The organism is Neisseria sp. HMSC03D10 (genome assembly GCF_001807625.1).
Taxonomy (GTDB): domain Bacteria; phylum Pseudomonadota; class Gammaproteobacteria; order Burkholderiales; family Neisseriaceae; genus Neisseria; species Neisseria mucosa.
Genome location: NZ_KV789611.1, coordinates 5,621 through 27,568, shown reverse-complemented (window position 1 = coordinate 27,568; position 21,948 = coordinate 5,621). Strand labels below are relative to the sequence as shown.

The following is a 21,948-nucleotide window of genomic DNA, read 5'->3' as shown; positions in this document are numbered from 1 at the left end:
GGTTGTCGGGGGAAAAGGAATTTTGCAAAGGTATCGGGTTGTTTGTTGGAATCTTCAATGGCTCGCGGGCTACAAAGTTTTTTGGCAACGCAAGCTCCGTAGCGTGGGCTCTGTCCACGAAAATGGTTAACACATAAAGGTCGTCTGAAAACCCAATGCAGGTTTTCAGACGACCTTTGTGTTTGGACTGCGTATCGGTTTTGGTTGGCACGGTATCCGTAGTGTGGGTTCTACCCACGAAGCTGACTAGCGGACAGGTCGTCTGGAATCTTAAGTGCACGCTACAAAGTTTTTGGCAACGAGCGCCGTAGCGTGGATTTCGCCCACGAAAACAAATAGGCACAAAGGTCGTCTGAAAACTAAAAATTGCAGTACCTAAAAACTTTTAGGCTAGGGAACCCTCTATAAGCGGAGGTTGCTTGAAGATTCTGTCTTGCTGTTTTAAAATGACGGATTGTTACGTTATATCAATTGGAGGGAGAAAACATGAAACATTGGAAACTCGGCGTCATCGCTGCATTAATGTCCGGCGCAGTTTATGCAGCCCCGATGAACGTCGTTACCAGCTTCAGCATTTTGGGCGATGTTGCCAAACAAATCGGCGGCGACCGTGTTGCCGTACAAAATTTGGTCGGTTCCAACCAAGACACCCACGCCTACCACATGACCAGCGGCGATATCAAAAAAATCCGCGGTGCAAAATTAGTCCTGCTCAACGGCTTGGGCTTGGAAGCGGCTGATGTTCAGCGCGCCGTCAAACAAAGCAAAGTCCCCTTCGCCGAAGCAGCCAAAGGCATACAGGCGCTTAAAGCCGAAGAAGGCGAACATCATCACGACCACGAAGGCCATCACCACGACCACGGCGAATTTGACCCGCACGTCTGGAACGACCCCGTTTTGATGACAACCTACGCCCAAAACGTTGCCAACGCCCTGATTCAGGCAGACCCCGAAGGCAAAACCTATTACCAACAACGCTTGGGCAACTACCAAGTGCAACTGAAAAAACTGCACAGCGACGCTCAAACCGCCTTTAACGCCGTTCCCGCCGCCAAGCGCAAAGTCCTGACCGGACACGATGCTTTCTCATACATGGGCAAACGCTACAATATCGAGTTCATCGCCCCGCAAGGCGTGAGCAGCGAAGCCGAGCCGTCCGCCAAACAAGTGGCTTCCATCATCCGCCAAATCAAACGCGAAGGCATCAAAGCCGTGTTCACTGAAAACATCAAAGACACGCGCATGGTTGACCGCATCGCCAAAGAAACCGGCGTCAACGTCAGCGGCAAACTCTACTCCGACGCACTCGGCGGCGCACCTGCCAATACTTACATCGGCATGTACCGCTACAACGTCAAAGCCTTGACTGATGCGATGAAGAAATAAAACCGCTTGATTGGTTTGAATTGAAAAAGTCAAAAGGTCGTCTGAAAACGAAAATATGGTTTTCAGACGACCTTTTGTTTATAAGCCGCTTCAAACGGCATTTTACGCAAAAATAAAACCTTCATAGAAAAAAAATCAGATTTTAAGGCGTCATCAAAAATATCATTTAGACAAACTACACTAAATTTCATTAATATCCGCAAAATTTAATTTAAAACAATAAAACAACAATATGAAAAATATTCTTATTTCATTCGTTATCTTTGCTCCGTTGGTTGTCCGTGCCGACCTGCCTTTGAATATTGAAGAAATCATGACGGACAAGGGCAAATTGAAACTCGACGCTTCCGTTACCTATATCAACAGCGAAAGCAGCCGTTCCGAACTTGCTGCGCCAATTTACATTCAGACCAGCTCTGCTTCCTTTATCCCCGTCCCGACCGAAATTCAGGAAAACGGCAGCAACAGCGATATGCTCGTCGGTACGCTCGGCCTGCGCTACGGCTTGACCGGAAACACCGAAATTTACGGCAGCAGCAGCTACTTGGGGCGCGAAGACCGACAATTCGACGGCGAAAGCAGTAAAACCCACGACAAGCACCTCTCCGACGTATCCCTTGGCATCAGCCACACTTTCCTCAAAGATGATAAAAACCCTGCCTTGATAGGTTTTCTCGAAGGTACGGTTTACGAAAAATCACGCGGCAAAGCCTCGTCAGGCAAATCATGGCTGATTGGCGCGACCACCTACAAAGCCATCGACCCCGTCGTCCTCGCCCTGACTGCCGCCTACCGCATCAACGGCAGCAAAACCCTTTCAGACGACGTCAATTATAGTGGATTAACCTTTAAACCAGTACGGCGTTGCCTCGCCTTGTCGTACTATCTGTACTGTCTAGCCTTGTCCTGATTTAAAGTTAATCCACTATACAAAGCAGGCAACTACTGGATGCTGAATCCCAATATATCCTTCGCCGCCAACGACAGAATCAGCCTCACGGGCGGCATCCAATGGCTGGGCAAGCAGCCCGACCGACTGGACGGCAAAAAAGAATCCGCAAGGAATACATCTACCTACGCCCATCTCGGCGCAGGCCTCGGCTTCTCCAAAGCCACGTCTTTAAACGCATCCGCACGCTTCAATATTTCAGGGCAGAGCAGCTCCGAACTGAAATTGGGCGTACAGCATACGTTTTAAGCAGGCTTTGATTTTCCAACCTTGTAAAAAAAGGACTTTTATGAAAAAACAAATTACCGCAGCCATGATGATTCTGACGATGATTGCCGCTCCCGCAATGGCAAACAGCATGGATAATCAGGCATTTGAAAACTAAGTGTTCCACACGCAGGCAGATACGCCTATGCAGTTGGCTGAGCTTTCTCAGAAGGAAATGAAGGAGACTGAGGGGGCTTGGGTTGCTCTTGCATGGCGGGGAGTTACTGTAATGTCGCGTGGTTTTACTCATATAATTAAAGGAAGTAAATTATCTCAGGGGCAGGCAGTTAATGTGTTACGTAATGGTGGTAATGTAATTACTAATAATCAGAGATATTCAGCAAAACTGGCGCAAAATGCATGGGGTAAAAATAATGTGATTCGTCATGATGCTCATGGTACTCATAAAAGTTATATGCCACATTATCAACACAAAAGTTCGAAAGTTACAGGTCATACCTCTTATCGTAAATAGTTAAATAGTCTGGCTTAATTTTTATTAAGCTAGATTTGGAATAGTTGTTATGTCTTCTGCAATAATTGTTAATTTCGATAAACCAACAGATACAGAGCTTCTAGGTTTTTCGAAATATAATGAACACACTTTGTTTCATATTGGGTATAAGAATTTTTCCCTATATGAATGGATATATACTTCTTCAGAGGGAGAAGGAATATATCCTGAAATTTTTTCTAATAAGCGTGGTTATCTCGAATTTATTAAAAAAAAATAAAAAGAACCTAAATTTAAATCATTTTAGGCTTTGTGAAGAATTATTAAAAAGATTAAGGGGGATTCCCCAAGATTTTTTCCTGTATGTAGGGGATATGAGTGATATGAATAAATTAGAGATGCTTCCAAAAAGTTTATTGTCTTTAAATGAGATAACAGATAAAACCTTGTTAAGAGAAGATGTTGTTTACCGTATTAGTAAGTAGTTAGGTTTTATTTTTATTAAGTGATTTGAGGTTTTCGGTAAGTATAGATATAAGGTTGAGTTATAACCAAACATTCATGTGATTCAACGGTTTTGTTGGGCTTGGCAACTCGACCTGCGCTTGCTGAAATTGGGCGTACAGTTATACTTTTAAGCGGGCTTTGATTTTTTAACCTGTAAACAACAAGAGAATTTCTTCGCCCTTGGGAATCAAAATCTACGGACAGATCATGGAAAAACCGCTTCTAACCCCTCCTTTTTTTCTATTTGAAGATGTGTCTTTGGATATATTTCAAGGATTGTCGGAATTGGAAAAGAAAATAGAGCCGCAGGATTTGATGGATGATGTTTACCGTGCTTTTGATTCGGTTGGAAATATTCTGAATTTCCGTATAGTAGAAAAAGAGCAAAAAGGGTTTTGGGTAAGTACCAAAATCAAAACAGTTGTATTTGATTCGGCGGATATGTCTTCCGATGATCTTTTTCTGAAATGCTTATAGTCTTCATATCAGGCTTATTTTGAAACTGAACCTACCGGTTTAGATAAACGGCAGCTGATGAAAACGTTAATTCAAAAATGCGGATTCAGTTGTTGACGAAAAAATGGATTTTGAAATAACAGAATCTGGTTTCGACCATGTATGAGATAAAAAAATTTCTTTCGGCTGTTTGATTGCCACATCGCAACCCTGCGAATTGCTGACAAAATCTTGGGGTGAAACTTTTTCTTTAATTATGAAGAAGATGGATTTATGGATTTATTTCAGATTTTGTGAGGGAAATATTTATACAATAAGGAAGAATGAAACTGAATCTTGTCTTACAGAAAGAGGAGGTGAATGGTTGAAACATATTTATGAATTTAATCGGGGAAGTTTTATTTTTTCTGATGTGCTTCTAAAAAAGAGAGAAAGCGAAGAGAATTTTGCAGAAATTGTTTTAAAATCAATAAAAAATAATAAAATTTTGACAGTTAAGGTACGGTCAGACTTGCATTTTGACTTAAGAAATATTTATCGTATTGAGATGTAATAATGCAATTGATATGTGCCGATTGGACAGGTATAGGAAATTTTATGAAAACCTTCGAAAAAACATGGTCTGCCCAATATCGGGATATAGAGATTGTGGTACACAATTTTTGGAATTTGGAGCGGACAGGGGCGGAAGTCTATATCAACGGAAGGCGGGTTTATCATAACGAAGCCGAGATGGCGTATGCTCCTTTGCATTCGCTGATGGGGGAATACCTGGAATTTGAAGAAAGCGGTACGAAAATTACCGTTGAAATCGGCAGCGCGTGGCATTTTTACGGTATGGCTTGCCGTATTTCGATAAACGGAAAATATCATGCCGGAAATAGGATTGTCTGGTTTGCTAAGAAAGCCGGCATGTAAGAATAATTTTGCAAGAGGTCGCCTGAAAGCCTTTTCAGACGACCTCTTACATATGATGATGTTTAAACGTATTTGTCTGTCAGTGCCTATTGCCGTTTCTTTATCCGGTCCTCTGAATGCTGCACCGATGTTTAACGATAATCCTGTTGTTTACGGAAAAATCAAAGTGCAAAGTTGGAAAGAGAGGCGCGATTTCAATATTGTGAAGCAGGATTTGGATTTTTCCTGCGGTGCGGCTTCGGTGGCGACGCTTTTGAACAATTTTTACGGGCAAAAGCTGACGGAGGAAGAAGTGTTGAAAAAGCTGGATAAGGAGCAGATGCGCGCGTCGTTTGAGGATACGCAGCGCATCATGCCTGATTTGGGTTTTGAGGCGAAAGGCTATGCCTTGTCTTTCGAGCAGCTTGCGTAGTTGAAAATTCCTGTCATCGTGTATCTGAAATACCGTAAGGACGATCATTTCTCGGTATTGCGCGGGATAGACGGCAATACGGTTTTGCTTGCCGACCCGTCGCTGGGTCATGTTTCCATGAGCAGGGCGCAGTTTTTGGATGCTTGGAAAACCCGCGAGGGAAATTTGGCCGGTAAAATTTTGGCGGTTGTGCCGAAAGGGGCGGATACCGGCGGGGATAAGGCGTTTTTCACATGCAGTCCGAAACGTCAGACGGAGTTTGTGGTCGGGCAGGTAAAATGGCGGCGTGCTGATTGAAATTCCGGCAAAGGTCGTCTGAAAACCGAAAATATGGTTTTCAGACGACCTTTGTTGTATTTGGTAACTATATGTTCCCGTTGTATAATCGCGGGTTTTCAATTCAATAATAAACATACAGGAACCACCATGACAGAATCCATCACCCGCGACAGTATGCAATACGATGTCGTGATTGTCGGCGCAGGCCCGTCGGGTTTGTCCGCCGCCATCAAACTCAAGCAGCTTGCCGAAAAAAACGGGCGCGAAATCAGCGTTTGCGTGGTGGAGAAGGGTTCTGAGGCGGGTGCGCATTCGCTGGCGGGTGCGGTCATTGATCCGATTGCGCTGAATGAGCTGATTCCCGATTGGAAAGAAAAAGGCGCGCCGCTGACGCGCGCGGTAACGCAGGACAAAGTGTTGTTCCTGACCGAGAAAAAAGCGTTCAATCTGCCTGTTACTCCTAATTTTGACAATCATGGCAACTACATCGTCAGCTTGGGCGAAGTCGTGCGCTGGTTGGCGGAGCAGGCGGAAAATATGGGCGTGGAAATCTATCCGGGCTTCGCCGCTGCCGAAGTGCTGTATCACGAAGACGGTTCGGTCAAAGGCATTGCAACCGGCAATATGGGCATCGGCAAAGACGGCGAGCCGACCGACAGTTTCCAGCCCGGCATGGAGCTTTGGGCGCAACAAACCCTGTTTGCCGAAGGTTGCCGCGGTTCGCTTTCCAAACAAGTCATCGAACGCTTCAAACTCGACCAAAACAGCCAGCCGCAAACTTACGGCTTGGGCATCAAAGAGATTTGGGAAGTGTCGTCTGAAAAACATCAGCCCGGTTTGGTGGTACACAGCGCGGGCTGGCCGCTGGACAGTCAAACCTACGGCGGTGCGTTTGTTTACCATTTCGACGACAACAAAGTCGCCGTCGGCTTCGTGGTCGGTTTGGACTATCAAAACCCTTATCTGTCGCCGTTTGAAGAGTTCCAACGTTTCAAAACCCATCCCGAGATCCGCAAAACTTTCGAAGGCGGCCGCCGCATTGCTTACGGCGCGCGTTCTCTGATTGAAGGCGGTCTGCAAAGCCTGCCGAAGCTCTCGTTCAAAGGCGGCGTTTTAATCGGCGATGCGGCGGGTTTCCTCAATATGCCGCGCATCAAAGGCATTCATACCGCGATGAAATCTGCCATGCTCGCTGCAGAGGCTGTGTTTCCGTTGTTGGAAAATCTTGAAGAAGTGGAGGGTTTCGACAGCGGCAAAGAGGCGGCGGATTATCTGCAACGTTTTAAACAAAGCTGGCTGTACCAAGAGCTTTACGCCGCGCGTAATGTCCGTCCGTCATTCAAATGGGGCGTTTACCTCGGTTCGCTTTATACCGGCATCGACCAGATGATTTTCAGAGGCAAGGCCCCGTGGACCTTGAAACATCACGGCAAAGACAACGAGCAGCTCAAAAAAGCCGCCGCGTGCAAGCCGATTGATTATCCGAAACCCGACGGCGTGTTGACCTTCGACCGTTTAAGCAGCGTCTTCCTCGCCAACCTCGCGCACGAAGAAAACCAGCCCGACCATTTGGTGCTGAAAAATCCGCAAACAATGATAGACGTGAACTACAAAGAATACGCCTCGCCCGAAACCCGCTATTGTCCGGCTGGTGTGTATGAAATCGTCGAAGAAAACGGCAGCCCGCGCCTGCAAATCAACGCCGCCAACTGCGTCCACTGCAAAACGTGCGACATCAAAGACCCGACGCAAAACATTACTTGGATTTGCCCCGAAGGCGCAAGCGGGCCGAATTACGGCGGGATGTAGGTTTCGGCGGTAGCTTGAGCTAGGTTGGTAAACATTTGCCGCGCCGGATAAAAAAGGTCGTCTGAAAATCTTGGTTTAAGGTTTTCAGACGACCTTTTTTCATAGTCGGAAAGTGTTGAAGAAGGGATAGGATTTTATCTGCTTAAAACGTAAAGGTCGTCTGAAAGAAAGGAGATGGGAATACAGAGTTCACAGGCAAAACCCAAATCCTGAACCGTCCCCTTTTCAACTTTGGAAGATAAAGGAAATTTGTCAAACTGCTTTCGGCGACTTGTTTCATCAAAACAGTCTTTACTCCAACCTTCCAAAGTCTCTCCACCGATTTAATGAATGACGGTTTTCAGACGACCTTTGAGGTCGTCTGAAAACCATACAAGCCTTACAGCAACACTTTTTCCACGCCGCCGTTGTTGGCTTTTTTCACAAACTCGTCCAGCCAGTTTTCGCCGAGGATGTGTTTCGCCATTTCGATGACGATATAGTCGGCAGGCATGTCGTTGTCGTCGGCGTAGCGGCTCAGGCCTTGCAGGCAGGCGGGGCAGGTGGTGAGCATTTTGACGGGTTCGCCCTGCGGCAGCTCTTTGAGGTTTTTCTCGATTTCTTCCTGTTTGCGGAATTTGACTTGGGTGGCGATGTCGGGGCGTTTGACGGCGAACATGCCGGATTCGCCGCAACAGCGGTCGCTTAAGACGACTTTCTGCCCCATGAGGCTGCTTGCCATTTGGGTGGCGTTCATGGTTTTGATGGGCGTGTGGCAGGGGTCGTGGTAGAGGTATTGCTGACCTTTCACGCCGTTCAGTTGCACGCCTTTTTCGAGCAGGTATTCGTGGATGTCGATGATGCGGCAGCCGGGGAAGATTTCTTCAAAGCGGTATTTTTCGAGCTGGTCGTAGCAGGTGCCGCAACTGACGACGACGGTTTTGATGTCGAGGTAGTTGAGGGTGTTCGCCATGCGGTGGAAGGCGACGCGGTTGTTGGTGCTCATTTGTTCAGCTTTTGCCTTGTTGCCGCCCGCGTCCTGCGGATAGCCGCAACACATATAGCCGGGCGGTAGGACGGTTTGTACGCCGACGTGCCAGAGCATGGCTTGAACAGCGAGTCCGATTTGACTGAACAAACGCTCGGAACCGCAGCCGGGGAAGTAGAACACGGCTTCTGCATCTTCGGGCGTGGCGGGGTTGCGGATGATGGGGATGCTTTTGTCGTCTTCGATGCCGAGCATGGAGCGCGGTGTTTTGGCGGGTACGCTTTTGGGCAGAGGACGGTTGATGAAGTGGATGATTTGTTCTTTGACCGGAGCGGTGCCGACGGTGGCTTTGGGTTCGGCTTTTTGTTTTTTGGTACCGACGGGTAGGAGTTTGCCGATTTTGTAGGCGAAGTTCTGCGCGGGGAAGCCGGTCTGTATCATGGCGGCGCGCAGGGCTTTGATGGTTTTAGGGCCGGTGGCGTTCAGGAACGCCATGCCCATTGATGCGGCGGGTGCGAAGCGTTTGTGGCCGGAATCGGCAAGGTAGTTGCGGATGGCTACGGTTACATCGCCGAAGTCGATGTTGACGGGGCAGGGTTTGACGCAGCGGTGGCACACGGTGCAGTGGTCGCCGATGTCCATGAGTTCTTCAAAGTGTTTGATGGAAACGCCGCGGCGGGTTTGCTCTTCGTATAAGAAGGCTTCGGTCAAGAGCCCCACGCCGAGGATTTTGTTGCGCGGGCTGTACAGCAGGTTGGCGCGCGGAACGTGGGTGGAGCAGACGGGTTTGCATTTGCCGCAGCGCAGGCAGTCTTTGACGGAATCGGCGATGGTGCCGAGGTCTGATTTTTCCATAATCAGCGATTCCGCGCCCAACAGCTCGAAAGACGGCGTGTAGGCGTTGCGTAGGTCCGAGCCTTTCATCAGTTTGTGACGGTTGAAGGTGTGTTTGGGGTCGACTTGGTTTTTGTAGTCCCAAAACGGCTGCAAGTCTTCATCGGTCAGAAATTCGAGCTTGGTGATGCCGATGCCGTGTTCGCCCGAAATCACGCCGCCGAGCGAGCGGGCGAGCTTCATGATGCGTTCGACCGAACGGTAGGCGGTCTGAAGCATTTGGGCGTCGTCTGAATTGACAGGGATGTTGGTATGGACGTTGCCGTCACCGGCGTGCATATGCAGGGCAACGAAGACTCTGCCGCGCACGGTTTTAGCGTGGATTTTGCCCAAGCCTTCGATGATTTTGGTGTCGGTTTTGCCGCTGAAGATTTCGGCGAGCGGTTTCATTACATCGTCTTTGACGGACACGCGCAGGCGGAAATCGCGGAATGCGGTGAAACAGCTCTCGTCGTCTTTGGCTTCGGGCGCGGCATGGACGGCTGCGCCGTAGCGGGCTTTGTAGTCGGCAAGCGGCGTGTCCAGATGGGCGAGCAACCAGTCCCAACGTTCTTTGACAGCGGAAACGTGGGCAAGGGCGTGTTTGCCGCGTTCGCCCAAAAGTTCGGCGGTCGGCAGGTCCGTGCCCATTTTGTCGATGGGGAGTTTGCCGGAAAGATATTGCTCCAATGCGGCGCAGAGGGTGAGTTTGTTTTGGATGGAAAGCTCGATGTTGATGCGTTCGATACCGTCCGAATACTCGCCCAGCCGCTCCAGCGGAATCACCACGTCTTCGTTGATTTTAAAGGCGTTGGTGTGCTTGGCGATGGCGGCGGTGCGGCTGCGGTCGAGCCAGAAGGTTTTGCGCGCTTCGGGCGACACGGCGATAAAGCCTTCGCCGTCGCGGGCGCGGGCAAGTTCGCAGATGTGTTCGGCGGCTGCCTCTACGGCGGCTTCGTCGTCTGAAACCACGTCCGCCAGCAAGACCATTTTCGGTCGTCCCTTGCCTGCCGCTTTGGTGGCGTAACCGACGGCGCGGACATAACGCCAGTCCAAATGCTCCAAACCCGCCAGCCGCACGCTGTCGTGGGCGAGCAGGAAATCGCGGATTTCGACGATAGAAGGCGTGGCGGTGGCGACCGTGCCGAAAAACTCCATACACACGGTGCGCGTGTATTTCGGCATTTTGTGTAACACGAAGGCGACGCTGGTGATGATGCCGTCCGTACCTTCTTTTTGCACGCCGGGCAGGCCGCTCAAGAATTTGTCGGTAACGTCTTTGCCCAAACCGACTTTGCGGAATTTGTGGCCGGGGATTTCCAAGCGTTCGGTTTTAACGACATTGATGCCGTCTGAATCCAGCGTGTGAACGTCGAACACGGCGGTTTCTTCATCGTGGATTTTGCCGAAATTGTGGCGCACGCGCTCGATGCGCAGCCATTCGCCCTGCGGGTTGACCATCTGCCAGTAGGCGAGGTTGTCCAACGCCGTCCCCCACAGCACGGCTTTTTTACCGCCTGCGTTCATCGCCACATTGCCGCCCACGCAGGACGCGTCGGCGGAAGTCGGATCGACGGCGAACACCAAACCCGCCTGATGTGCGGTTTCTTCCACCCGCCGCGTTACCACGCCCGCGCCGCAATGGATAATCGGATGTTTGCCGTTTAAACCCGCCAGTTCGACAAATTCCACGCCGCGATGCTTGTCCAACTTTTCCGTATTGATAACCGCGCTCATCGCATCCAAAGGCACGGCGCCGCCGGTATAACCCGTGCCGCCGCCGCGCGGGATAATGACCAAATCCAGCTCGATTAAGGCGCGCACCAAAGGCGCGACTTCCGCCTCCGTGTCGGGATTGACGACGACAAACGGATACTCCACGCGCCAGTCGGTCGCATCGGTAACGTGCGTTACCCGCGCCAGCCCGTCAAACATAATATTGTGCGGCTTGGTGATTTTGCTCAAACGCTCCAAAATCTGCCGCCGCTTTTGGCGCGTTTCGTCAAAGCTGCCGTCAAAACGCTCAACCGCCTTTTCCGCCGCCACCACCAATACATCGACTTGCGGATTGTCGTCGCGGCGTTTGCGGATTTCGTTCAACCGGTGGCGCATTTCCCGCACCAGCGCGGCACGGCGTTTCGGGTGCTCCAGCAAATCATCAACCAGATACGGATTGCGCACGACCACCCAAATATCACCCAACACTTCAAACAGCATCCGCGCCGAACGCCCCGTCCTGCGCTGTCCGCGCAAGTCTTGCAGAATCTGCCACGCCTCGTCGCCCAACAGGCGGATGACGATTTCGCGGTCGGTGTAGGAAGTATAGTTGTAGGGAATTTCCCGAATACGCTGCGGGGCGGTAGTCGTGGTCATGGTGGCGGTGTGTCCGTATGATTATTGGTACGGCGAAACTGCGGAAAGCTGCGGCATGATTTCGCCGTATTTTTATGAAAAGGTCGTCTGAAAGTGCAGCTTCAACGAAGTTATAGTGGATTAAATTTAAATCAGGACAAGGCAACGAAGCCGCAGACATTACAAATAGTACGGCCAAGGCGAGGCAACGCCGTACTGGTTTAAAGTTAATCCACTATAAAATGATTTTCAAAACAATCAGAACAACTCGTTGGAAAAGCGATAATGTAGTTTAAATTCCGATGTTTTTCAACGGAAAAGGCGAAAAATGTTTCAATAGGAATAATTTTCAAAAAGCAAATATTGTTGACAATTTAAAGGTAAAAAGACTTTTCAGACGACCTTCGACACCGCCGCGCTTGAGTTTTCCCGTAAAACAGTTATAATGCCACTCTCTTACGGCGGGTCTCCCCGCATGGTAATTCGGAACACCGGGTCAGGGGCGGAAGCCAGCAGCCCACTCCGATGCGTCAGTGCCGGGGGTCTGGCTCGCCACCCTATTAAAAAACACCGAAGATTGATTGGTCTTCGGTGTTTTTGCTTTTGCAGAATCCGGGATGGGAAAAGGTCGCCTGAACATTTTCAGACGACCTTTTCGTTCATGTCGATTTAAACATCTTCTTTAATCAGCGATTTGGACAATTCCTCCAAAGGCACGCCTTTGGTTTCCGGCATCATCGTCATCACAAAGACGAGCTGCAACACCATCATCGCCGTAAAGCAGACGAATACCCAGCCCGCTCCGATACTGCCGAACAGGAACGGAATGGCGGCGGGAATGGCGGCGGCAAGCACCCAGTGGGTCGAGCTGCCCAACGCCTGACCTTGTGCACGCAGGTGGCTGGGGAAAATTTCGGAGATAAACACCCAAATCACCGTACCCTGACCGATGGCGTGTGCGGCGATAAAGAGGAAGAAAAAGAGCGGAACCGCCATGCCCTTCCAGCCGAGGAAGAAGGCAAGCGACACCAAACCGAGCGAAATGATGTAGCCGAACGAGCCGATATACATCAGTTGGCGGCGGCCGAATTTATCGATTAATGCCAAGCCGACGAAAGTGAAAATCAGGTTGACCAAACCCACGCCCACGCTGCCGCCCAAGGCCGCGCTTTTTTCCAAACCTGCGATTTCAAAAATACGCGGTGCGTAGTAGAGGAAGGCGTTGATGCCCGACATTTGGTTGAAAAACGCAATCAGGAATGCCAGTAAAACAGGCAGGCGGTATTTTTTCAGCCACAGGCTTTCTTTTTTACCGCTGTCTTCGCGGGTGGAGGCGACCAATTCTTCAATGTCCGCATCAGGATTGACCAAGGCAAGCACTTTGCGCGCTTCGTCGATACGCCCTTTTATCACCAACCAGCGCGGCGAAAGCGGAATGCTCAACACCATGACCGTATAAATCAAGGCAGGGACGACTTGTACCCCCAGCATCCAACGCCAAGTGTTCTCGCCCAAATTCAGACCGGAGAAAATATAGTTGGAAAGATAGGCAATCAGGATACCGAAGACGATGTTGAATTGATACATCGCCACCAAGCGTCCGCGTTTTTCGGCAGGCGCGATTTCGGTAACGTAGGCAGGCGCGGCAATGGTCGATGCGCCGATGCCCAAGCCGCCGATGAAGCGGAAGAAGGCGAAGGAATAAGGGTCGTTGACCAAGGCAGAACCGAGCGCACCGACCACATACAACGCGCCGATGACAACCAGCGTTTTTTTACGCCCGAATTTATCGGTCGGTATGCTGCCAAAGAGCGCACCGATGACCGTCCCCCAAAGCGCGGATGACATAACGACCAAACCGTGAAACCAATCCGGGCTTTTCCACAATTCCTGCAATGTCTGATCCGCACCGGAAATCACGACGGTATCGAAACCGAACAGGAAACCCGCCAGCGCGACCGTAATGGACCATCTGAGAAGTTTTGACTGATTCATGAAGCGTCCTCACTTGATTGACAGTTAAGAAAACCCTACCCGCCGCGCTCCGTACAAACGGAAAGCGGAGCGGTAAAACTTCTGTTTTCAGCCGGTTTTAGTAACGTGCCATCAGGCAAGACGCGCGGGAGATTTTAGTTGGAAGAATAGAAAGGCGCGACTTTCTGAAGAATGATGTTATTGTTGAGAAGCATTTTTTATTGATAAAAGACCGGGTCATTGTGTTTTAAAACTCATAGGCTGGCAAGACGCTATCAGTGTCAAAATTGATTATTCACAAAGTTTGCACCGGAAAGGGATAGGATCGTCTGAAAACCAAAGCTTGGATTGAATAAGGTTTTTTGTTGAGGGGTGTTTCAGATGATGGTACAGCATTCGGTCAAAATATCGGGGCGATTCGAAAAATTTGCCTTCAGACGACCTTTACTTTACTTTGTTGCGTTACTACAATATTTTCATTTCGATATATCGGGTCGATTGCCTGCGTTTCCCGCAGATATATATCTCCCCGGGAGAACCATAAACAAACCCATCAGGAGCGCATCATGAACGCCTCGCAATTAATCAGCAGCCTGACTCAAACCGTCGGCGAAAAATACATCATCACCGACCCCGCGAAAACCGAACAATACCGCCAAGGCTACCGTTTCGGCGAGGGTAGGGCGTTGGCAGTGGTGCGCCCCGGAACCATTCTGGAAATGTGGAAAATTTTGCAGGCCTGCGTCGAAGCGGACGTGATTGTGATTACGCAGGCGGCAAATACCGGTTTGACAGGCGGCTCGACCCCCGACGGCAACGATTACGACCGCGACATCGTGATTGTGAACACCATGCGGATGAACATCATCCAAACCATCAACAACAACGAACAAGTCGTCTGCCTGCCCGGTTCAACCCTGAACCAGCTCGAATTGCTGCTGAAACCTTTGGGGCGCGAACCGCATTCGGTCATCGGTTCATCCTGCATCGGCGCGTCCGTCTTGGGCGGCGTGTGCAACAACTCCGGCGGCGCATTGGTGCAGCGCGGCCCGGCTTACACAGAAATGGCGCTGTTTGCCCAAATCAACGAAGAGGGCAAACTGGAGCTGGTCAACCATTTGGGCATAGATTTGGGCGACACGCCCGAAGAAATTTTGACCAACCTGCAAGGTCATCACTATCAGAGAAAAGATATCACGCAAGACGCGGGCAAAGGACACGACCACGCCTATTGCGACCATGTACGCCAAGTGGACGAACCGACCGCCGCGCGTTTCAACGCCGACCCCGCGCGCCATTACGAAGCGTCCGGTTGTGCGGGCAAACTGATGGTTTTTGCCGTCCGTTTGGACACCTTCCCGCAAGAGAAGCAAACCGCCGTGTTCTACATCGGCACCAACGATATTAATGAATTGACCGACATCCGCCGCGCCGCCTTGGGTGAATTTGAAAGCCTGCCCGTTTCCGGTGAGTATATCCATCGCGATGCTTTCGATATTGCTGACGTGTACGGCAAAGACACGTTCTACGTCATCAAAAAATTCGGTACGCACCAACTGCCGAAATTATTTGATTTCAAAGCCAAAGTTGACCGATTCGGCAAAAAAGTCAGCTTTCTGCCCAAACATTTTTCCGACAAAGTCATGCAGTTCGTCAGCAAATACCTGCCCGACCACCTGCCCAAATCCATGCGCGATTATCGCGACAAATACGAACACCACCTGATTCTGAAAATGGGCGGAAAAGGCGTCGATGAAGCGCGCGCGTTCCTGAAAGAGTATTTTTCACACCACGGCGGCGCGTTTTTCGAATGCAACGCCGAAGAAACCCAAGCCGCCATGCTGCACCGCTTTGCCGTCGCTTCCGCCGCCATCCGCTACCGCGCCGTGCATGACGACGAAGTGGAAGACTTGGTCGCGCTGGACATCGCCCTGCGCCGCGACGACCGCGATTGGTTTGAAAAACTACCGTCGGAAATCGACAATAAAATCATCCACAAACTCTACTACGGACATTTCATGTGCCACGTTTTCCATCAGGATTACATCATCAAAAAAGGCAACGACTGCATGGCATTAGAGCATGAAATGCTTCATCTCTTAGACCAACGAGGCGCGCAATATCCAGCCGAACACAACGTCGGTCATTTATACGAAGCAAAACCCGCGCTCAAACAGTTCTACCGTAAACTCGACCCGACCAACAGTTTCAATCCGGGTATAGGTAAAACCAGTAAGAAGAAAAACTGGGCTGAGTGATAAGGTTAGGATTGGATAAGTGAATGAAAGGTCGTCTGAAAACTGTATTCGGTTTTCAGACGACCTTTTTTGATTTTTTTTTCCATTTATACCTATTTTTTAAAACTATCGATGTAATTAAATAATTATATAAATCTAATCAATTTCTTGGCTGTTTATAACTATTGGTTTTATCAAAATAATTATCAGGTCTTTCAACTTTGGGATTTGTTTCCCTACTATGCCCTCCATCTTTTGACAAATCGCAAATAAAAAGGAAACCAATATGGCACGCTTAACCGTACACACCGTCGAAACCGCTCCCGAAGCAGCAAAACCCCGCATCGAAGCCGCGCTGAAAAACAACGGCTTCATCCCCAACCTCATCGGCGTATTGGCAAACGCGCCCGAAGCGTTGGCGTTCTATCAAGAAGTCGGCAAATTGAACGCCGCCAACAGTCTGACTCCCGGTGAAGTCGAAGTCATCCAAATCATCGCCGCCCGAACCAACGAATGCGGTTTCTGCGTGGCAGGCCACACCAAACTGGCAACCCTGAAAAAACTCCTGTCCGAGCAATCCATCAAAGCCGCGCGCGCGTTGGCGGCGGGCGAATTTGACGATGCCAAACTGGGCGCGCTCGCTGCGTTTACCCAAGCCGTGATGGCGAAAAAAGGCGCGGTATCCGATGCCGAACTCAAAGCCTTCTTCGACGCCGGCTACAACCAGCAGCAGGCTGTCGAAGTCGTGATGGGCGTTGCCTTGGCGACTTTGTGCAACTACGTCAACAACGTCGCGCAAACAGAAATCAACCCTGAATTGCAGGCGTTCGCCTGATTCTGATCCAAGGTCGTCTGAAAAGTGGCGGCAAAACCATTTGCCCGTTTTCAGACGACCTTTTTCAAAAATGCCGTCCCTGTAACGGACCGCTTCCCCTTTCCAACGGAACGCCCTCCCCACGCCGTCCGCACACATTTTCAAGGATAAGACCATGAACCGTGAAACCTTATTGTCTCAAGTTGCCGAACTCGTCAAAACCAAACTCAAACCCTTAGTGGACGAAATCGACCGCAATGGCTTGTATCCCGAAGATTTTATGCGCGAACTCGGCGCCATCGGCGGATTCGGCGCAGTCGGTACGGAAGCGGAAGGCGGCAACGGCTTGGGTTTGGCGACGCAAATCGCCGTCTTGCGCGAAGTCGGCAAAGAATGCGGCGCGACTTCGTTCAGCGCATGGTGTCAGGCGGCTTGCGCTTGGTATCTGCACCAGACGCCCAACCAAGCCGTCAAAGACAAATACCTCGCCGACATCCTGCAAGGCAAAGTATTGGCGGGTACGGGCATGTCCAATACCGTCAAACACCTCGCCGGCATTGAAAAACACAACCTTCAAGCCGAGCGCGTGGACGGCGGCTACAAAGTTAACGGCGCGCTGCCGTGGGTATCCAACATCGGCGAAGACCACATCTGGGCGAATACCGCCCAAATCGGCGACGGCTACGTCATGTTCATCACCGGCGGACAATGGGAAGGCGTGACCCTGCAAGCCTGCCCCGAATTCTGCGCCCTCGAAGGCACGCGCACGTTCAGCCTGAACTTCAAAGACGTATTCATCCCTGACGAAGACGTGATCGCCGCGCCCGAACAGTTCTCCGACTACATCGCCTCCATCAAGTCCGGCTTCATCCTGCTGCAAATCGGCATCGGCGCAGGCGTGATCGACGGCAGCCTCGGCATCATCCGCATCGCCAACGTCGTCAACGCCGAGGTCAACAGCTATCTCGACGACAGCTACGACAGCCTCAAAGCCGCCTTGGACGAGGCATGGCAAACCACCGAACGGCTGGCAGACTTGGCTTGGAACAACACGCCCGACAACCTCGCCACGCTGAAACTGCGCGCCGCCGCCGCCGAGCTGACGCTTGCCGCCGCCCAATCTGCCGCCTTACACGCCGGCGCCAAAGGCTACCTCATGCGCAGCCCCGCCCAACGCCGCGTCCGCGAAGCCATGTTTGTCGCCATCGTTACCCCCGCGTTGAAACACTTGCGCAAAGAAATCGCGGCGCTGGAAGCGGCATAAGGGCTGAAACAGACCAACAAGGGGTCGTCTGAAAACCTTTTGCCGACCGTTTTCAGACGACCTCAACCATTAGAAGGAACACACCATGGCACAATACATGTGCGGCCCCTGCGGCTGGATTTACGACGAAGACCTCGGCGACCCCGAACACGGCATCGCCCCCGGCACCAAATTCGATGACATCCCCGACGATTGGAAATGCCCCGAATGCGGCGTGGGCAAAGAAGACTTTTATCTGCTGGACTTCGTGATATAGCTTTGGACAAACTGAAAAGGTCGTCTGAAAACGTTGGGTCAAACGGTTTCAGACGACCTTTTTCAATGAAGCTTTTTCATTTTTCGGATGGATAAACAGAAGTAAACGATAAGGCTTGGCTACTTCTTGTTTGAGTTTGTTTTAACAATCCGAGGAGGGGTTTTATTGAGGGAGACTTCAGGAGAAAAACAAAAAGCCGCTGTTTTTGCAGCGGCTTCTTGTCCGGTTTGGCGGAAACGGTGGGATTCGAACCCACGGAGGATTTGCACCCTCAGCGGATTTCGAGTCCGCTGCATTCAGCCTCTCTGCCACGTTTCCGTAGAATAAAGTAAAACCAAATAAAAATGCTGTTGGCTGGGCTTCACTTCATTTTTATTTGGTTTTTCTATTTTCAAGAAATGGCGGAAGCGGTGAGATTCGAACTCACGGAGGGCTATCAACCCTCGACGGTTTTCAAGACCGTTGCATTAAACCGCTCTGCCACGCTTCCGTTTCTTGAAGCCGAAATAGTAATGAAATTTGTCGGGTTTGCCAAGCGAAATTTTTAGGGGAATATTTAGTTTTTTGTTTTTACTTGGTTTGTTCTTTGCGCATGAACACCCATTCGGACTCGTTAGACGCGGCTGCGTTAAATGAGTAGCCTTCGTAATCGAAATTTTTCAGCATTTCCGGGTCGGTAATATTATGTTCCGCCGCGTAGCGTACCATCAGTCCGCGCGCGCGTTTGGCGTAGAAGCTGATGATTTTGTATTTGCCGTTTTTTTCATCCTTGAAAACGGGGGTAATCAGGCGGGCTTTGAGTTTTTTAGTGTTGACGGATTTGAAATATTCTTGCGAAGCGAGGTTGATTAATATGTCGCTGCCTGCTTGGGCAAGGGTGTCATTCAGCAGGTCGGTGATGATGTCGCCCCAAAATTCATACAGGTTCTTACCGCGTGTGTTGGCAAACGCCGTTCCCATTTCCAAGCGGTAGGGCTGCATCAAATCCAGCGGACGCAGGACGCCGTAGAGGCCGGAAAGCAGGCGGACGTGTTGTTGCAGATATTGGATTTGTTCGGGTTCGAGGGTGTCTGCGGCGATGCCTTCGTAAACGTCGCCGTTGAACATAAAGACTGCCTGTTTTGCGTTGTCGGGGGTAAACGGTGTATGCCATTCGGTGTTGCGCTCGGCGTTTAAGAGGGCGATTTTGTCAGAGACATGCATCAGCTCGACGATTTGCTGCGGGGCAAGTTCACGCAGTTGGCGCATCAGGATTTCGGCTTCCGCCAAGAGGTCGGGTTGGGTGAATTCTTTGACGGGCGCAGGGTCTTTTTCATTGAGGTTTTTGGCGGGGGAAAGGACGAAGAACATGATGGACTCGGAGATGTGATAAACAGCGGCATTGTAGGTTTAAAATGTTTTGTGGGCAAGTTTGATAAGTGAAGTAAATACCGTTATAGCAAAGGCGGTTTATATGGATATAAAAAGGTCGTCTGAAACTTTTCAGACGACCTTTGGCGATAAACGGATTTATTGGGTGCTGATAATCCGGTTGATCTGCCATTCAAGAAACGGCGTATATGCCGAGGCGCGGCGGATAATGGCTTGGTCTTCGTTATCCGGCGTGCTTGGGCGGCTTTCGGCGGTTTGGATATTTTTGTTGTCCCATTTGTGGAATGCTTTGCTGTGTTGATGATAGAAACCGCGTTCGGTGATGATGACTTCGGGGTTGTAGCCGTAGCCGCACCATGCGGAATCGGGTTGCGGGGCGGTGAGGTTGCAGCCGGTTTGGTAGTAGCGCGATTTGGACAGGCTTAAGTTGTAGAGGGTCGGCAGGATGTCTTTGTGCGAACCTGCGCGTTCGGGATGGTATTCGGCGCTGCCGCGGTAGGCTTGCGGAACGTAAAGGTAGAAGGGGACGCTGTGGCCGAGTGCGGCATCGGCGGATTCGGGATAGCCGATGGCGCGCATATTGTGGTCGCCGGTAGCGGCGATAATGGTGTCGGGCGCGATGGTTTTCACTTTGCCGATAAAGCGGCCAAGTTGGTCGTTGCTGTATCGGAAGGTGTTGAAAATTTCATTCAGCTCTTTGCCTGAGGCGAGGTTGGCAAGGCGTTTCTGCTCTTGTTCGTCCAAACGGAAGTTTTTCGCCTGATGCGGCGCGGGCAGGCGGTAGGGCGGGTGGTTGGTCACGGACATCATCATGATGAATACGGGCGTGCCGCTTTTTTCGGCGCGCGCGAGTTCTTCTTCGGCATAACGGAACATGAATTCGTCGGGTACACCCCATGTGTCGGATTTTGCTTCGGGATAGTGGGTTTTGAGGGTGTTTTCATCGATGATTTCGTTGACGCCCAAGTGCCGCAAGAAGGTGTCGAAATCACGCCAGCCACCGTTGCCCGCCGTAATATAGACGACGCGGTAGCCGGCATCGAGATAGGGTTTGAACATGTTGCCTGGGAAGGTTTTGTTTTTAGCAAGGGATTGGCTGAGGTTGAGGCGCGGGCTGCGGACGAAGAAGCGGTGCAGGGTGTCGCTGGTGCCGTCTCCTTCGGAAACGAATTTGCGGTACACCCAGTCTTGCTGCCAGTGTTTGCCCAGTTCGCCCAAGAGGTCCCGTTCGGGATTGTCCATGTTCAAGAGATGCGCGCTCATGCTTTCCATGACGGTGAGAACGACGTTGGGACGGTGTTTTTCGACGGCGGCGTTTGCGGCGGTTTGGGCAAAGAGCTGCGTCAAGTCGGCGTCGGTTTTTTTATCGAGCAGGGTACTGATGAGCCGGCTGCCGTCTTCATCGGAGACGGGATGGAAGTCGTTGCTGTTGCGGTATTCGTTGACTGCCCAGCTTAGGGAGGTCAGGGCGTTGGGGACGAGTTTGTTGATTTGCGGTGCGGCAGAAATCTGCATGGCGGTCTGACGCAGGGGGAATTTGCCGAACGAGCCGCGTATGCCTGCGGCAAGCGCGAGGACGGGTAAGAGGATGGCGGCAATCCAAGCGGTTTTTCCCCATGAGGTCGTCTGAAAGCGGGTGCGGCGGCGGATGAGGCTGAAGATTTTGCCGAAAACGAAAGCTGCGGCAATCAAGGCGGCCAGACAGGGGATGACGGGATAGTCCGACCAGACGGTTTTCAGGACAGCGCGGGTGTCTTCGTCCGCCAGCCCGAAGATGAAGACGTCAAATTGACGGTCGTAAACGCTGTAATAGAACCAGTTGCCCAGCGCGGCGGCAAAGACGGTCAGGAAAAGGACGGTTGCGACGGTAGGAAGGAGGCGTAGGGTAAAGGCGGCGGTTTTCTGCGTAGCCAGTCCGAACAGCCCGATCAGGAAGGGGAAGGCGGCGGCAACGGAGGCGATTTTGATGTCGAACAACAGCCCTTTGACAAACAAAGCCGCCAAATCGCCCGCGTAACGGCTGCGGATGTCGTCTGAAACGAAATGGTGCAGCATGAAGAAACGTTCGGCAGAGAAAACGGCGACGATGGATGCCCATAAAATCAGGCAGATGAGGAGGGTTTTCCGATAGGCGGCAAGGCGGGTCATCATAATTGGCGGGTAAGATGGGTTGGATGTAAATTTATATCAAATTGGGTAAGGTGTGATTTTACGGTTTAGCGGTATGGCTTTCAAGATATGGCAAAGGATTATCGGGAATAGGAGGGGCTTCAGACGACGCTTTATTAGGCGTTTCTATGCAACTTCGTTGGCGTAGGAAGGGTCGCGCCACTGTATGGGTATTTGGATTTTTGTTAAACCGGTTTGGGCGGTTTTATAGTGGATTAAATTTAAATCAGGACA

The 21,948-nt window shown here is 50.8% G+C and carries 13 protein-coding genes, 2 tRNA genes, 1 other RNA gene and 4 pseudogenes; 13 read left to right on the top strand and 7 right to left on the bottom strand.

What is annotated here, in order from left to right; genetic code table 11:
• Positions 1-211: hypothetical protein (locus HMPREF3066_RS13420; RefSeq protein WP_210385721.1), on the bottom strand; the 211-nt coding region annotated here is incomplete at its 3' end.
• Between the two features lie 275 nt (positions 212-486).
• Between HMPREF3066_RS13420 and HMPREF3066_RS11385 the strand changes: the two genes are divergently transcribed.
• The 8 genes and pseudogenes from HMPREF3066_RS11385 to HMPREF3066_RS11345 all read left to right on the top strand — a co-directional run bounded on the left by HMPREF3066_RS11385 (position 487) and on the right by HMPREF3066_RS11345 (position 7,437).
• Positions 487-1,386: a metal ABC transporter solute-binding protein, Zn/Mn family gene (locus tag HMPREF3066_RS11385; protein WP_060974655.1), complete on the top strand. Its 900-nt coding sequence runs from the start codon at positions 487-489 to the stop codon at positions 1,384-1,386.
• A 232-nt stretch (positions 1,387-1,618) separates the two neighbouring features.
• Positions 1,619-2,584: pseudogene (locus tag HMPREF3066_RS11380) on the top strand (meta-pathway of phenol degradation family protein).
• Between the two features lie 40 nt (positions 2,585-2,624).
• Positions 2,625-3,077, top strand: a pseudogene (locus tag HMPREF3066_RS11375) (hypothetical protein).
• Between the two features lie 693 nt (positions 3,078-3,770).
• Positions 3,771-4,136 (top strand): annotated as a pseudogene (locus HMPREF3066_RS11365) (hypothetical protein).
• 148 nt (positions 4,137-4,284) lie between these two features.
• Entirely contained in the window at positions 4,285-4,572 is a 288-nt protein-coding gene (locus HMPREF3066_RS11360; RefSeq protein WP_321178947.1) for a hypothetical protein, read from the top strand.
• Positions 4,573-4,616: 44 nt separating this feature from the next.
• Positions 4,617-4,937 carry a hypothetical protein gene (locus HMPREF3066_RS13685; RefSeq protein WP_241033541.1) on the top strand — a complete coding sequence of 107 codons (321 nt, stop codon included), beginning with the start codon at positions 4,617-4,619 and terminating at the stop codon, positions 4,935-4,937.
• 166 nt (positions 4,938-5,103) lie between these two features.
• Positions 5,104-5,646 (top strand): annotated as a pseudogene (locus tag HMPREF3066_RS11350) (C39 family peptidase).
• Positions 5,647-5,775: 129 nt separating this feature from the next.
• A complete protein-coding gene (locus tag HMPREF3066_RS11345) occupies positions 5,776-7,437 on the top strand; it encodes an electron transfer flavoprotein-ubiquinone oxidoreductase (protein WP_070443042.1) in 1,662 nt (553 codons plus the stop codon).
• Positions 7,438-7,816: 379 nt separating this feature from the next.
• On the opposite strand, the gene HMPREF3066_RS11340 is transcribed toward HMPREF3066_RS11345, so the two are convergent.
• Entirely contained in the window at positions 7,817-11,650 is a 3,834-nt protein-coding gene (locus HMPREF3066_RS11340; protein ID WP_060975460.1) for a DUF3683 domain-containing protein, read from the bottom strand.
• A 439-nt stretch (positions 11,651-12,089) separates the two neighbouring features.
• Here HMPREF3066_RS11340 and ffs point away from each other — a divergent pair.
• Positions 12,090-12,186: signal recognition particle sRNA small type (gene ffs, locus HMPREF3066_RS11335), an RNA gene on the top strand.
• Between the two features lie 112 nt (positions 12,187-12,298).
• On the opposite strand, the gene HMPREF3066_RS11330 is transcribed toward ffs, so the two are convergent.
• Positions 12,299-13,624 carry a sugar porter family MFS transporter gene (locus HMPREF3066_RS11330; protein ID WP_070443041.1) on the bottom strand — a complete coding sequence of 442 codons (1,326 nt, stop codon included), beginning with the start codon at positions 13,622-13,624 and terminating at the stop codon, positions 12,299-12,301.
• Between the two features lie 545 nt (positions 13,625-14,169).
• Here HMPREF3066_RS11330 and dld point away from each other — a divergent pair.
• The 4 genes from dld (at position 14,170) to HMPREF3066_RS11310 (ending at position 18,174) form a co-directional block, all read left to right on the top strand.
• Complete coding sequence (gene dld, locus HMPREF3066_RS11325) at positions 14,170-15,861, top strand: D-lactate dehydrogenase (protein WP_060975610.1); 1,692 nt, start codon at positions 14,170-14,172, stop codon at positions 15,859-15,861.
• 265 nt (positions 15,862-16,126) lie between these two features.
• Positions 16,127-16,675, top strand: a complete 549-nt coding sequence (locus HMPREF3066_RS11320) for a carboxymuconolactone decarboxylase family protein (protein WP_039408538.1) — start codon at positions 16,127-16,129, stop codon at positions 16,673-16,675.
• Between the two features lie 154 nt (positions 16,676-16,829).
• Positions 16,830-17,918: an acyl-CoA dehydrogenase family protein gene (locus HMPREF3066_RS11315; protein WP_060975609.1), complete on the top strand. Its 1,089-nt coding sequence runs from the start codon at positions 16,830-16,832 to the stop codon at positions 17,916-17,918.
• Between the two features lie 85 nt (positions 17,919-18,003).
• Entirely contained in the window at positions 18,004-18,174 is a 171-nt protein-coding gene (locus HMPREF3066_RS11310; protein WP_003757556.1) for a rubredoxin, read from the top strand.
• 228 nt (positions 18,175-18,402) lie between these two features.
• Here HMPREF3066_RS11310 and HMPREF3066_RS11305 read toward each other — a convergent pair.
• The 4 genes from HMPREF3066_RS11305 to HMPREF3066_RS11290 form a co-directional block, all read right to left on the bottom strand.
• Positions 18,403-18,492: transfer RNA gene (locus HMPREF3066_RS11305), tRNA-Ser, on the bottom strand.
• Positions 18,493-18,573: 81 nt separating this feature from the next.
• Positions 18,574-18,664, bottom strand: a tRNA-Ser gene (locus HMPREF3066_RS11300).
• An 80-nt stretch (positions 18,665-18,744) separates the two neighbouring features.
• Positions 18,745-19,524: a peroxide stress protein YaaA gene (gene yaaA / locus HMPREF3066_RS11295; RefSeq protein ID WP_070443040.1), complete on the bottom strand. Its 780-nt coding sequence runs from the start codon at positions 19,522-19,524 to the stop codon at positions 18,745-18,747.
• Between the two features lie 159 nt (positions 19,525-19,683).
• Positions 19,684-21,696: an LTA synthase family protein gene (locus HMPREF3066_RS11290; RefSeq protein ID WP_070443039.1), complete on the bottom strand. Its 2,013-nt coding sequence runs from the start codon at positions 21,694-21,696 to the stop codon at positions 19,684-19,686.
• Positions 21,697-21,948 lie beyond the last annotated feature (252 nt).